Origin of the sequence: Actinoplanes sp. NPDC026619, assembly GCF_040638295.1 — a bacterium.
GTDB lineage: Bacteria > Actinomycetota > Actinomycetes > Mycobacteriales > Micromonosporaceae > Actinoplanes.
Window position 1 is genome coordinate 74,371 of record NZ_JBEZYA010000013.1, and the last position, 13,183, is coordinate 87,553.

The window sequence follows — 13,183 nt, forward strand, 5'->3', positions numbered from 1 at the left end:
GGATGGAGCCTCACCGTTAGGCCACCACGAGCGCAACGGCGGACGTCCTGCCGAGCTGCTGCCGGACCGGCCGGCCTGACGCGGTTCTAGGTCTCACAGTGGTCGGCGGATCAGCCTCACGTCGAACCCGGACCAGGTCTGGAGCGTCCGGAAATCCGTCAGCGTGACCGATGGCCGGCCGGCGGGGTTGGTACGACGGCGGGAGACGACTGCCGCTTTCAGGACAGCGTCGCCCAGCCGCCCGTCCAGCTCAGAAGGGTCCGGATGAACGTTACTGATAGCGCTAAGTCGCTTCTTCGAATGGGACATGTAGCCGTCAAGCAGCGAGACCCTGCGAAGGTAAGTCGGGACACTGGAACCGGTGGGTGGATCCACCGGTACAAAGGTGGGACATTGGTTTGCCCCACGCTGCGCGGCGCCGGTTTTCGGGTAGTCGAAAAGGCGACGCGGGACGTTTTCATGTATGGCTATACCGTGCGCCCGGGGGACACCGAAGTCGAGCTCGGTGCGGAGTACGGAACGGAGACGGTTGTTCTGTCGCGGCTGGCCGGTCCGGCGGGGCGGGTCATTGCCGTCGAGGCTCACCCGTGGACCTGCTCGCTGCTGCAACGCACGGTCGACCTGAATGGACTGACCAACGTCGCGGTCGTCAATGCTGCGGCGGTCGGAGCGACTGGGCCCGTGACTATCGAGGACGGGCCCGCCGAAGCCACCCTGTCTCATTCGGTCGTCAGAGCCCGCCAGCGCGGCGCCTAGCGTCCACGAAGACAAAAAGCCGGACACCACCAACAACGTCATTCACAGCAACACCCACAGCACTAACTTCAACAACACGAAGAGCAACAATTACAACACCATCTACAACAAGAATTACGGCACCAACTACAGCACGAACTACAACACCAACTACAACCGGAACTAGGTCACCAACTACAACACCTCGAACGGGCTCGCCGGGAGCCTGCTTCAGCGCGTGCCGCTCCTCGGGGGACTCCTGGGCTGAGCCCTTGATGAGGACTGATCACGACGGGCCGGGCCGCTGGGCGGCTCCGGCCCGCCGTGGTGGGTGGGTCAGTGAGTCAGCTGCAGGTGGCGCCGTTCAGTTTGAAGCCGGTCGGGGCGGCGGCGTTGCCGGTGTGGGTGGCCTGGTAGCCGATGCTGGCCGAGCCTCCCGCGGACAGGCCGCCGTTGTAGCTGACGTTGGTCGCCGTCACCGCTCCGCTGGTCGGGGAGTAGGTGGCGTTCCAACCTGAGGTGATGGTCTGGCCGCCGGCCAGGGTGAAGGACAACGTCCAGCCGTTGATGGCGGACGTGCCGGTGTTGGTGATCGTGACGTTGTTGGTCAGGCCGGTGTTCCAGGCGCTGACCGCGTTGGTGACCTTGCAGGTGCTGGTGCCGCCGGGACTGGTGGTCGGGGCGGTGGTCGGCGTCGTGGTCGGCGCGGAAGTGGGCGTCGTCGTCGGTGCCGTGGTGGGTGAAGTGGTCGGCGTGCTGCTGCCGGCGGCGGTGATGATGGCGCTGATGATGCTCTGCTGGGTCACGGTGTTGGTGGTGCGGTCGAACAGGCCGAAGCCGTGCTGGCCGTTGTAGCCGTTGTCCCAGTAGGCGGTGGCCGCGCCGTACTTCTTGGCGGTGGCCACCAGAGCCTTCGCGTAGTTCGCCCGGTACGTGTTGTTGGCCGAGTCGTACGTCGTCTTGTCGATCGAGCCGTACTCACCGACGAATACCGGATATCCCTTGGTGACGAAGGCGTCGTACATCTTCTTCAGCATGGTGTCCATGTAGTCTTCCTGGCCCCAGGTCGACTTCTTCGCCGCGTTGGTCGCGGCCGCTCCCCACTGCGTGATGGTGCCGTCCTCCTGGCCCGCGAAATCCCACGGGTCGTAATAGTGGACGGAGATCATGAGCCGTTGCTCGGCGCTGGGGATGGAGCTGGACCGGTTCGTGTCCGTCGGCAGCACGAATCCGTAGCTGCCCGCGGTGTACTCGATGTTGGTGTTCCAGCCCGGGACGAGAAGCCACCGTGAGGCGTTGGTGCCGCCGGTTTTCCGTACGGTGTCCACGAAGATCTGGTTGTAGGCGTTGATGTTCGAATAGCAGGCCGAGGTCGGGGTGCCGTACTGCCCGTCGAATTCCTCGTTCATGGATTCGAAGATCAGGTGATCGTTGTAGCTCGAGAACTTCGTCGCGACCTGCTGCCAGACCTTCTGGTACTTGTCCTTGATCGTCGTCTGGTCGGACGAATCGCAGATCAGCCAGGAACCGGTGACCGACTTGTAGCCGTCGCCGTGCATGTTGATCATCACGTAGAGGCCCTGGTTGTAGGCATAGTTGACGACCTCGGCGATGCGGGTCAGCCAGGCGGAACTGACCGTGTAGTTCGGGCCGGCCCCGATGTTCCCCAAGTAGGAGACCGGGATGCGGATCGTCTTGAATCCCGATGCCTTCACCCGGTCGATGAGGGCCTGCGTGACGACCGGGTTGCCCCACGCCGTCTCGCTGGGGATTCCGTTGTTGTTGGCTTCCAGCTGGTTGCCCAGGTTCCAGCCGGCACCCATGTCGGCGACCAGCTGAGGAGCGGTCAGCTCGGCCACGACGTCGGCCGATGCCGACCTCGCTACGCCATACGCGGCTCCGGTGAGGGCCAGAGCGGCGGCAGCGGTTGCGAGCCCGGCCCTCCTTACGATCGAACTCATAAACATTCCTTTCGTACGGGTCTTGGGCACTTGAACTGGCGGTGAATCCAGTCCGCGCCTGCCGAAGAGTGTTGACACGGGCGCGCCAGCGTGTCAATCGAAGCGCTTCGATTGATTTTTCCTCACGGTACTCCCCGATGTCGTGACCGGGCACGGGTGCGCGCTGGGGAGAGGGGGAGCGTGGGACGCCGAGCTGGGCCGCAACTCGCCGAGCTGACCGGTTGCGCCGGTTCGGTGGCGGGGGAGGGCGGTGCCGGATCGCCCGGGTTGGCCGGCGTCGTCTGCGGCCGGTGATGCTCGGCGCGACGCATTGATGCCTGTCGCCAAGTGGACTGACAGCGGCATCCCCGGACGCCAGCGTCCACGATGGGCGGATGGCCGCAGAACGCGAGGTCAGCACCGGCCCGGATGCCGTCGAGCGGTCCGTCACGCCGACCGCCGTCGCGACGCCGGCGCTCGAAGCCGGATCCGGCGTCCTGTCCCGGCAGCTTGCCGACATGGCCGCCGTCGGTGCGCCGGCGGGCGGCGGGCTGACCCCGGAGATGTTGCTGGCCCTGCAGGGCTCGGTCGGCAACGCAGCCGTCGCCCGTCTGGTCGCGCCGCCGCCCGCGGAGGGCACGGCGGGTGCGTCGACGCCCGCCTCCTTCGCCGCGGCACCTGCGGCGGACATCCTCGATGCCGCCACGCCAGCCGGGCCAGAACCGATGCCCGCTTCCGCCACCGCACCCGCGACGGCCGCGCTCGCCACGACGGCCACTGCGGCCGCACCCGCCGCATCCGCCACCGCGACTGCCGCGCCCGCCACCGCGACTGCCGCGCCCGCCACCGCGACGTCCTCACCCGCCACCGCGACTGCCGCGCCCGCCACCGCGACGTCCTCACCCGCCACTGCCGCCGCGTCCTCACCCGCCACGGCCGCCACGTCCTCACCCGCCACGGCCGCCGCGTCCTCACCCGCCACGGCCGCCGCGTCCACCGCCACGGCCGCCGCGCCGGCAACTGCCACGGCCACCGCGCCTGGAACCGCCAAGGCGTCCGCACCCGCCGCGGCCGGTGCGCCGGCGACAGGGACGGCCGTTGCCGGGCCCGCCGATATGGCGGCCGTCGCGCTGCCGGCGCCCACCGTGGCGAAGCGTGACGGTGGTCCTCGGCCGGCTCCGGTGGCCGGCGCGGCGAAAGCTGCCCAAGTGCCCACCGCCGCCGCCCTGGTCGAGCGGGTCGCCAGCCGCCGCGCCGACGTGGTGGCGGCCGGTGAGCAGGCTCGGTCGGCGCTGCGGGGCGCGGCCGACGCGGAGGCCGCACGGGTCCGGGCCGCGGCGGACGGCGAGGCCGCGCGGATCCTGGCCGTCACCGACGAGAGCATCGCGACGGCGACACAGGCCGCGAGCGGCGCGGAGGCGGCGGTGCAGGAGGCGCGGGTACGGGAGGTCGGCCGGATCAACGCCGAGGCCGACGCCACCCTCGCGGCCCTCGACACCGCGCTGCGGGAGAATCAGGCCGCCGTCCTCGCCGCCGCCGAGCGGCACGCGACCGCCGCCGTCGCCGGCGGGGAGCGGGAGGCGCAGCGCGCCATCGCCGGCGCCCGGGACCGGGCCGTGCAGGCGGTCACGATCGGGCAGGCCAGGGCCAAGGTGCTCGAACCCACCGAGCGCGGGGCCCGGAAGGCACGCGCCGCCCGGGAGATCTCCCAGGAGACGGCCGGCGAGATCATGAAGGCGGGCGAGGCGACGGCGGGCACGGCGCGCCAGGACATGGCCGCGCTGGCCGGCAAGTTCCGCAGTGAGGGCGCGGCGGTCGCCGAGCAGATGGCCGGCGCGGACCTGTCGGCGGCGCGGCAGCGGGTGGCGGACCGGCGGGCGGCCGCGGTGTCCGCGGTGGAGCGGGCGGCCGACCAGACACTCGCGCAGGTGGCGAGCGACCGCAGCGCCGTCATCGAGCAGTTCACCGCGATGCGGGCGGCGGCCGGCGACGTGGCGCGGGCCGCCACCGCCGCGATGACGGCGATCGAGCGGAACCGGCAAGCCGGGCTGGCCGGCGTGGATGCGGCCCTCGCCGAGGTCACGGCCGGGCTGGACGAGGCGGCCGCGGTCGCCGACGCGCTCACCGGGGTGTCCGCCGCCGACCTGACGGCGGCGGCCGCCGAGCTCGACGTGACGGCGACCGAGTTCCTCGGGGAGCTGGACCGGCTCGTGCAGAGCAGCGCCGGCGGCATGAGTTTCGCCGCCGGGACCGTCGCCGACGACATGCGGCAGCAGGCCGACCTGCTCATCGCGCCGGCCGCGCAGGCGGCGACCGATTTCGCCCAGCGCACGGGGGAGGCGGCGCGGGCCACCGTCGGCGGCATGACGGGGCAGGCCGGCGAGACGCTCGCCGAGTACGCGAAAACGCGTGCGGGCGTGACGGGCACGTTCGCGAAGGCGCTGGCCGACGCCGATCGCAAGTGGGCCGAGCAGGAGGCCGGCGGGCTCGCCGAGGTGACCCGGAAGGTCGGCGAGGGCATCGTGGCGCAGCAGAAGATGCTCGACGAGGTGGGCCGGCGTATCGACGAGCGGGCCGCCGAGATCGAGGACGAGAGCTGGTGGGATCGTGCGGCCGGGTTCGTCGCCGGGTTCGTGGTGGGCTTCCTCGCCACCGCGTGGGAGATGGTCAAGGTGCTGGCCGTCATCGCGCTGGTGGTCATCGCGATCGTCGTGGTGGCGGTGATCATCGGGGCGCTGGTGGCCGGCCTCGCGGGCATCGTGGCGGTGTTCACGGCGCTCGCCGCGATCGCGTCGTTCATCGGGGCGATCTCCGGCGTACTCCTGGTCATCGGCATTGTGGTTGTTGCCTGTATGGCCGGCTACAAGCTCTACCAGGCCTTTTCCGACGACAGCCTTTCGGCGTACGAGCGGGGAAAGCTCGTCGGTGGCGCGGCCTTCGACGTCGCCTCGCTGGTGCTGGGGGCCAAGTTCGTGGCCTGGGCGGGCCGGCTGTTCGGGCTGGGGGTGGCCGCGGAAGCGGGCGCCGAGGCGGCCGCGCTGGCCCGCCTGCGCGCGGTGATCACCGAGGAGGCCGCGCTGGAACGGCTGCTGGCCGCCGCGGGTGGCGACGCCGCCAAGCTGGAGCGGATGCTCGCCGATGTGGGCGGCGACGCCGGCGGGCTCGACGATCTGATCCGCGCGACCGGTGGGGACGCCGCGCTGCTGGACGAGGCGGTGGCGAACACGGCGAAGGTCCGCGCGCAGACGGTGGAGGCGCTCGGCGGCGCGGAGCCGTCCACGCCGATCGGCGAGATCAGCCCGGATCAGCCGCTCGGCCAGGCGATGGCCCTGTTCGAGAGCACGAACCCGCAGATGGCGAAGGACCTCCGGGTCGCGTACGAGGCGCTGACCGACGCCGAGACGGTTGCCGACACGGTGGCCCGGGTCCAGGCGCGGGCGATCGATCTCGCGGCCCAGGGTGTCGGGAAGCCGTTCGAGGTGGCGCTGCGCAACGTCGCCAACGGCGAGATCGTCACCCTGCACCTGGATCTGACCAACAAGGCCGAGGCGTTCCTGGCGGCCGTGCTCGACCTGTCCAAGAAGGCACCGGACGAGGTCATCAACCTGCTGCCGGGCCACCTCGAGCTGACCGAGCCGGCGTTCTTCGCGGAGGTTGTCACGAAGGGCGAGTCGTTCCTCGACATCTCGGCGATCGCCAAGACGGCGCCGGAGCACGGCGCGGCCACCCACCTGCTGCAGGATCTCGTCGTCGACCGCGCTCTCGCCCGGTCCGGCAGCCCGCTGACCAGCCGCGCCCTGCGGCAGGCCATGGCGCCGGCAGCCGGCGAGAAGGACATTCCGCGGGCCTTCGCGTGGGAACACATCTGGGACGCCTTCGGCGACGTGATCAACAACCCGAACTTCCTCAACGCCCGCCTCGGCGAGATCTTCGGCGATCTCGACCAGGTGTTGATCAAGATCGACAAGGTGTGGGAGGCCAAGTACCTCAAGCTGCTCGGGAAGAAGGCGACACCGGAATGAGCGGTCGCCCGCCGGATCGTCCGGCGGGCGACGCGTTGCTACAGAAGGGATCCGGCGAGCGCGATGTTCTGCGTCTTCAGGGCGCCGGTCACCAGTCGCATGATGCGGCGAGCGCCGTACGCCTCGAAATGGGTGTGGTCGTTGCAGAAGAACTGGCCCACGAGCCCGGCGGTGTAATCGCCGTTGTTGGGGCAGAGCCCCAGCGAGTTGTAGTAGTTGACGCTGAGGGTCCGCAGATCGATGACGGGGGCGCCGGTGGCGGTGCCGGCCGCGAAGGTCTCCGGGTAGAAGCCGCGGTTCAGGGTGGCGGTGCTGCCCGAACAGGCGATGGCCGCGACCGGCGTGACCAGGACCGGGAAGGCGCCGCGGGCCTGAGCGGTCTGCGCCATCATGGTCATCAGCTGCTGGTAACGGGCGCTGCCGACGTGCTTGGGGCAGGCGCTGTCGCCGTCGTTGATGCCGAACTGGATGAAGAGGTAGTCGCCGGCCTTCATGCCGTCGAGCGTCTTCTGCCAGTTGGTCGACGGGGTCGTCGAGCTGAGGGTGCACTCGCCGGCCGAGTTCTTGGTCGACGTCACGCCGCTCTCGTAGAGCCACGTCTGGATGCTGCGGCCGGAGACCGCCAGGTTGTTCACCACGATGTTGGTGTGGAACTGCCCGTCGAACTCGGTCGCCCAGCCGACCGGACAGGTGGAGCTGGGGTTGGCCATGGTCGAGTCGCCGGCCATCCAGACGTTGGTCGTCGCCACCGCGGCGGCGGTGGCGGCCTCCGGCTCGGCGCGGACGCTGCAGCCGGGCGGGGCGATCATCGCGGCGGAGGCGGCGCCCGGTGCCACCAGCGACAGGGGTATCACGAGAGCGGAGACGAACAGCAGGCGAACCTTACGCATGGTTCCTCCTATGGGGGACGGAGCCTCAGCGTGACGCCTGCAAAATTCAGCGGGCAAGCGCTTACCTGGCCACTGCGCCGGGCGGTAGAGACCATGCGACGAGCGGTTTTTAATATTGAAGGAAATCAATTGCTCAAGATTGTGTACGGGTGGACAGGCGCCCGACCGCACGCGATTTCCGGCATGCTGTTCGGATGACCGATGAACCGAAAGATCGTCCGGCGTCTCCCGTGATCTCGGTGATGCTCATCGTCCCGGACGCCGGCGCCGCGGCCTCGTGGTACGGGACGGCGCTGGGCGCGACCGAGTTGTGGAACCTGGGCGGCGTGGTCGGCCTCGAGATCGCCGGCGCCCCGTTCTTCCTGCACGAGGTGAACCCGGACAATCCCGCGGAGACCAGTCCGGGCCGGGCCGGCGTCACGAGCGCCCGCGTCGAGCTCTTCACCGACGACCCCGACCGCATCGTCGAACGCGCCGTCGCCGCCGGCGCGACCGCGGGGTCGGCCATCGAGGACCGAAGCGCACCCTGGGGCACGCACCGGCAGGGCGGCTTCACCGATCCGTTCGGCCACAAGTGGTCGGTGGGCGATCGATCGCCGCTGAGCCGGCTCTGACTCCGGCCGCCTGCCTAGATCGGGAACTGCCCACGCCGCCAGTGCCAGTGGCGACCGGCCCGGAGGTGGTCGACGATCGCGCGCTGGAGCACGCTGCCGCGCGGCAGCCGGTCGAGCGGCGTGGTCAGGGTGCGGAAGCCGAACCGCAGCACCTCGACGTCGGCGTCCGGGCCATCACCCTTCTCGTACGGCTCCAGCTCGAACCGCTGCTGGAACCGGATGATGTTGGAGCCGGCCGGCAGGTATTCGCGCAGCTGCGGGTCGAGCAGCCACGAGCCGCAGGAGAACGACGTGTAGTGCTCGTCGGGAAAGTGCCGCGGAAAGAACGCGCGAGCCTCGTCCAGCGACGCCTCGACCGCCTCGGGCGTCATCGGCCCCGACTCCGGGATGTGCAGGTCGATGGACGTGTCGCCACGCTGGTGCTGCAGCCGGCCCAACTCGTAGATGCCCCCGCGCGCGTGCAGTGTCAGCCAGGCCTGCATGACCGGCCAGCCCGCACGGTTCATCCGCCGGTCGACCGCGAGGTTGCGGCCCAGATCCGCGAGCGTCGCCCACCCCACGGCGTCGGCGATGCCATGATCGCGGTGGTACCCCCGCACGACGTCGAGCAGGGCCAGGTAGGCGTACACATAAAGATGCCGCCAGGCGGGCCCGCGCTCGCGCGGCAGCTCCGGCCCGGGCGCCAGCCACTCGTGCCCGCCGAGATCGGCCCGGACCAGGGCGATCGAACGGTCGAGCAGCCAGCTCAGCTCCGGGGTCCACAACGGCGAACCAGCATCGGGCCAGCCCGCCATGACCTCGGCGGCATCCTCCGGCCGCACCCCGAGCCGCTCGAGCAGCGCAGGCGCGTCGGCCTTCCCCGGCAGCGGCGCCCCCGCCCGATCGCCGGCGAGCCGATGCACCCGCTCGACCTCCTCGCGACCCACGCCAAGCCGCAAGGCGATGTAATCCAGATCCACGCAACCGACCCTACCGACACCGACGCCACGGGGCTGCGCTGTTATTGTCGTACGACTATAGTCACTAAGCATGTATCGGCAATCAGTAGACCGTGCGGAGGTCTGGGAGTGATCGGGCAAGCTGAGCCTTCGCCGGGCGTGTCGGTGCGTCTGGCGCACCGCCGGCTCCTAGGTCAGGAGGCCGCCATATCGGTGTATGGTCTTTGTATGGCAGCTAAGAAGGTCACGGTGACGCTTCCGGAGGAGCTGGTCGAGGCTCTCGGAGCTGCGGCGCGGGAGGACGGCGTCCCGCTGTCACGGTTGGTCGCAAGCGCCGCCGAAAGTGAACTGCGGCGCCGGGTGGGCCGGCATCTGGTTGCCGAATGGCAGGCGGAGCACGGTGCGTTCACGGCCGAGGAACTCGCGGCGGCCCGGGCGGAGATGGCCGCCGCTGACGCCGAGGCTTTGAGTGCGTCACCTACGGCGGCGGCGTGAACGTTCCCTATGTGTACGACGCCGGCGTGCTGCTGGCGATCGATGGCAACAATCGTCGGATATGGGCGATTCATCGTCTGGCCGTTGAGGACGGACGCCGGCTACTCGTTCCCGCCATTGTCGTAGCGCAAGCCTGGCGCGATGCCCGGCGACAGGTCCAGCTCGGCAGATTCCTGCAAAGCTGCGAGGTGGTTCCGGTCGGCATCGAGACGGCGAAGGCGGCCGGGGTGCTGTGTGGCAAGGCGGGAACTCGCGATGTCGTTGACGCGGCCGTGGTCACCGTCGCTCTGGCATTCGGTGCGATCGTCTTCACCAGCGATCCGGGCGACATCACGCAGCTGGGTGCCGCCGCCGAGACGAAGCCTGGGCTGGTCGTCCGCCGGGTCTGACGACGCTCGCGACAAGCTGACCGCTGTCTGCTCACGCACGTGCATCCAGGGCCATCCTGGAGCGCTCAACCCTCCATCAGGGTGGTCAGGTTCTGCAGGCTGCTGATCAGCGCGCCGGTGTAACCGAAGATCCGGCCGCACCACTTGGCGACCGCCGAGATGATCTGTGCGGTGACGATCGGGATGGTTACGACCGCGAGAGCCTCGGCGGCCCACACGATCACCCGCGCCACCAGGTCGCAGATCAAGTCGCGGACGATGTCGCGGGTGAATTGGACCAGGTTGCCCGCTGCTTGAGTGGCAGCTGACATGGTGTCGGCCAACACTGCCAGGCCGCCGAGCCCGTCCACGTTGTTGGTCATCATCGACCGGTACGACTCGGCGGCGGCGCCGCCCCAGTCGGGGAGGTCGGCGGCGAGGCCCGCCCGGAGGTCCTCGGCCATGGTCTGGAGTGCGCCCGCCATGTTGGCCCACGTCTGTGCGTGCGCCACGATCTTGTCTGGGATACCGGTCAGCTTGTCGAGCATGTCGCGTAGCGGCTCGAAATGCTCCATCACCCAACCCAGCCCGTTGGCCAGCAGCGCGCTGAACGGATCGATGACGGTGGCCGCTGCGTCGCCCGCGAGGGAACCGCCGGCCAGGACGCCGTCAACCCAGCTGCCACTCTGTACCGACTGGTGGAGGCCCTGGAAACCGTCGGCAAGCGAGATGCCTGTGTACGCGGTCCTGGTGGTCGTCGACGTGGCCACCAGGGAGGAGTTCGACACCATCGTCAGTCCAGCCCGCCGGCGGCCCGGATCACGTTTTGTGCGTTGCTGTCGACGGCGTCGTAGTCACGGCCGGTGGCGTCAAGGGCGTCGGCCAGCAGCTGAAGGTTCTCCTCGACGTACGTGTAAAGCTGATCCTGACCGTCGTGCCGACGCTCGAGGATTGCCGAGATCCACCCGCACAGCTGGCCGTACGCGCTGTCGTCCTGCGAGATCGCACTGCTCGCGCCCTTGATCGTCGCAAGCTGGTCGCGTATCGCCCGCACGTTGGCAGCGTGCCGGAACAGTTGCGACGAATCCACCTGGAATGCGTCCGACACGTCAGTGCCCCTTCGGGTCCGGCTCGTCCTCGCTGGGCGGCTGGTCGTAGTCCGGCTGCTCCAGCACCTGACGCATTCGATCGGCGGTGGTGCGCGCCGAGAACGAGTCCGGCCCCATCGTTTCGACCGCGATGTCATGCGCTCGATCGGCGGCCTCGGCCCGAGCTCCGCGCAGCGCACTCATCACCGCCCGTGCCACCACCTCCGGCTCGAAACGGCGGATGCGGTCGGTCAGCTCCAAGCCGACGAGCACCCCGGCGGAGTCGATGGTGACCTCGGCCAGGCCGTTTCCGTCCCGTGCCCGGACGCGCAGTCGCTCTATCTGCTCGCTCATGGCCGCTGCCTGCGCCGCCACCCGGTCGACGTTGTCCTTCCACGAGCGCAGGTACTCACGGGACGCGTCCGGATCCAGGAACGCCTGGGTATCGGAGACCTCGGGCATGTGGCGGAGTCTAACAACGACCAGCACAAATGGGTCATGCCGTGAAAACGATCGCCCGGGCGTCGACGTTGACGATGTGCCCGTCGCCGACGGTCGCCACCGGCTCGTCCCAATGCACGTGCCCGCAGAGCGTCAGTGCCGGTGGCGCTCGCCGTTCCAGCGCGGTGCGTATCGTCGCCCGGCCCAGTTGACCTGCCCGGTCACCGGTCGGCCCCTCGTGCAGGAGCAGCACATCCGGCGCGGGCGCGGTGAGCTTCTCGACGGTAGTGAGGAAGTCCTTCTCCATACGCCGGAGGGCACGCCCGGGGTCGCCGATGATCCCCGAGATCCCGGCGACGGTGATGCCGCCGAAGCCTCGGCGGTCACCGTCCAGCAGAGCGACGTCCGGGCCGAACTCCGTCACCTCCGCGGCGGTCACCTCGTCGTGGTTGCCGGCCACCCCGAGCACCATCGGGCATCCCGCAGCGGCGAAGGCGAGCCACACGTCGAGGACCGCCCCGGAGGCGCCGCGCCGGTCGGCGCCTGGTGCCGAATACAGATCGCCGGTGAGCAGGACGCCGACGCGGCCGGCCGGCGGCAGGAGCCCGCTGTCCGCCCACACTCCGAGGTAATCGGCGAGCGCGATGCCGAGCAGCACCGGGTTTCCGCCGAGTGGCGAGGGTGCGACTCCCTGCAGATCTCCGGTGGCGAGTACCGCGTCGCAGCCGGCTGGAAGCTTTTCGACCGGCAGCCGCTCGACGCCGAGCTGGACGTTCTGGGGGACGCCGCCCGGGCCGGCCGCCCGGTACGGAACCGTCGCCAGCCGTTGCGGTCGCGTGCTGACCAGCCGCATCAGCCGCTACTCCACGACGCTGCGGTAGAGGAACCGCCACTGGGGGAGCGGTGCCAGCTGGGTCCGTACCTCGTCAGGGCGATCGAACTTGTCGACGAACAGCAGGTAGCGGTACTCCGGGAAGTCGGGCTCCTGGTGGTACTCGTCGTCACCGTCGCGCAGGTCGTTGGATTGGAGCCGGAGCTTGCCGGCGCCGGTCCGCGGCCGCGCCGCGAAGTAGATGCCGCGGTAGTCGCTCTCGTGTTTGACCCACTCCACGCCGAGAGCCTCAGCCAGCCTGCCGGGCTGGTCGCCGAGGCTGGGCTCGCCGTATCCGTACACGTCGTAGATCACTTTGTGCTTCCCGTTCAGAACCAGACCTTGATGGTCGGTTTACGGCCGGCGGCCTCTTCGATAGTACGGAAGATCATGATGTGGACCTCGCGACCCGTCTCGGCCGACACGTCCTCGACTATGCCGTCGAGACCGAGCCGGTCCAGGTCGCGTTCGCTCAGCGGCCCGGTCGACACCTGGTCGCCGCGGTACTGCACGCCGTTCTCGTTCGCCGCCCGGTAGACCGAGTCGCCGCTGATCGCGATGTCGTAGTCGCTGACCCGGCCCTGGTCGAACGGATCCCCGTTATCCGCGCTTCGCCCGGTGACCGAACTGCCCTGGAACCCCATCTCCAGGTCGGGATAGATCTCGCGCATCCGGCCCCGAAAACGTGTCGCGAACTCCCGGAACTGTCCGAAGTCGCGGAAACCGTACGGGACACCCTTGGGCTGGCTCGACGAGGACGAGCGCGACCCCGTAGAGGGCG

The 13,183-nt window shown here is 69.5% G+C and carries 14 protein-coding genes; 5 read left to right on the forward strand and 9 right to left on the reverse strand.

Annotation, left to right across the window (positions count from 1 at the left end):
• The first annotated feature begins 459 nt into the window (after window positions 1-459).
• The gene (locus AB0E90_RS26585) at window positions 460-756 is read left to right on the forward strand and encodes an FkbM family methyltransferase (RefSeq protein WP_360411081.1); all 297 of its coding nucleotides are present in this window, start codon (window positions 460-462) and stop codon (window positions 754-756) included.
• Between the two features lie 323 nt (window positions 757-1,079).
• On the opposite strand, the gene AB0E90_RS26590 is transcribed toward AB0E90_RS26585, so the two are convergent.
• On the reverse strand, window positions 1,080-2,696 hold the full coding sequence (locus AB0E90_RS26590) for a cellulase family glycosylhydrolase (RefSeq protein WP_360411084.1): 1,617 nt from the start codon (window positions 2,694-2,696) through the stop codon (window positions 1,080-1,082).
• Window positions 2,697-3,070: 374 nt separating this feature from the next.
• On the opposite strand from AB0E90_RS26590, the gene AB0E90_RS26595 reads away from it, so the two are divergent.
• The gene (locus AB0E90_RS26595; RefSeq protein ID WP_360411087.1) at window positions 3,071-6,697 is read left to right on the forward strand and encodes a hypothetical protein; all 3,627 of its coding nucleotides are present in this window, start codon (window positions 3,071-3,073) and stop codon (window positions 6,695-6,697) included.
• Window positions 6,698-6,735: 38 nt separating this feature from the next.
• Here the strand turns inward: AB0E90_RS26595 and AB0E90_RS26600 are convergent, their stop codons facing one another.
• Window positions 6,736-7,587, reverse strand: a complete 852-nt coding sequence (locus AB0E90_RS26600; protein WP_360411090.1) for a carbohydrate esterase — start codon at window positions 7,585-7,587, stop codon at window positions 6,736-6,738.
• 194 nt (window positions 7,588-7,781) lie between these two features.
• Here AB0E90_RS26600 and AB0E90_RS26605 point away from each other — a divergent pair, with 194 nt between their 5' ends.
• The gene (locus tag AB0E90_RS26605; RefSeq protein WP_360411092.1) at window positions 7,782-8,201 is read left to right on the forward strand and encodes a VOC family protein; all 420 of its coding nucleotides are present in this window, start codon (window positions 7,782-7,784) and stop codon (window positions 8,199-8,201) included.
• A 14-nt stretch (window positions 8,202-8,215) separates the two neighbouring features.
• On the opposite strand, the gene AB0E90_RS26610 is transcribed toward AB0E90_RS26605, so the two are convergent.
• Entirely contained in the window at window positions 8,216-9,160 is a 945-nt protein-coding gene (locus tag AB0E90_RS26610) for an acyltransferase domain-containing protein (RefSeq protein ID WP_360411094.1), read from the reverse strand.
• 207 nt (window positions 9,161-9,367) lie between these two features.
• Between AB0E90_RS26610 and AB0E90_RS26615 the strand changes: the two genes are divergently transcribed.
• On the forward strand, window positions 9,368-9,634 hold the full coding sequence (locus AB0E90_RS26615; RefSeq protein WP_360411097.1) for a hypothetical protein: 267 nt from the start codon (window positions 9,368-9,370) through the stop codon (window positions 9,632-9,634).
• Window positions 9,631-10,023, forward strand: coding sequence for a PIN domain-containing protein (locus AB0E90_RS26620; RefSeq protein WP_360411100.1), 393 nt, complete (start codon window positions 9,631-9,633; stop codon window positions 10,021-10,023). The genes AB0E90_RS26615 and AB0E90_RS26620 overlap by 4 nt, the downstream gene beginning before the upstream one ends.
• A 65-nt stretch (window positions 10,024-10,088) precedes the next feature.
• Here AB0E90_RS26620 and AB0E90_RS26625 read toward each other — a convergent pair whose 3' ends face one another.
• From AB0E90_RS26625 to AB0E90_RS26650, 6 genes are read right to left on the reverse strand one after another with little or no spacing between them, the layout of a single operon-like run.
• A complete protein-coding gene (locus AB0E90_RS26625) occupies window positions 10,089-10,793 on the reverse strand; it encodes a hypothetical protein (protein ID WP_360411103.1) in 705 nt (234 codons plus the stop codon).
• Window positions 10,794-10,795: 2 nt separating this feature from the next.
• Window positions 10,796-11,110, reverse strand: a complete 315-nt coding sequence (locus AB0E90_RS26630) for a type VII secretion target (protein ID WP_360411106.1) — start codon at window positions 11,108-11,110, stop codon at window positions 10,796-10,798.
• Between the two features lies 1 nt (window position 11,111).
• The gene (locus AB0E90_RS26635; RefSeq protein WP_360411109.1) at window positions 11,112-11,552 is read right to left on the reverse strand and encodes a YbaB/EbfC family nucleoid-associated protein; all 441 of its coding nucleotides are present in this window, start codon (window positions 11,550-11,552) and stop codon (window positions 11,112-11,114) included.
• Between the two features lie 34 nt (window positions 11,553-11,586).
• Entirely contained in the window at window positions 11,587-12,384 is a 798-nt protein-coding gene (locus AB0E90_RS26640) for a metallophosphoesterase (protein ID WP_360411112.1), read from the reverse strand.
• 6 nt (window positions 12,385-12,390) lie between these two features.
• The gene (locus AB0E90_RS26645; RefSeq protein ID WP_360411115.1) at window positions 12,391-12,717 is read right to left on the reverse strand and encodes a hypothetical protein; all 327 of its coding nucleotides are present in this window, start codon (window positions 12,715-12,717) and stop codon (window positions 12,391-12,393) included.
• Window positions 12,718-12,731: 14 nt separating this feature from the next.
• Entirely contained in the window at window positions 12,732-13,073 is a 342-nt protein-coding gene (locus AB0E90_RS26650; protein WP_360411117.1) for a hypothetical protein, read from the reverse strand.
• Between the last annotated feature and the right edge of the window lie 110 nt (window positions 13,074-13,183).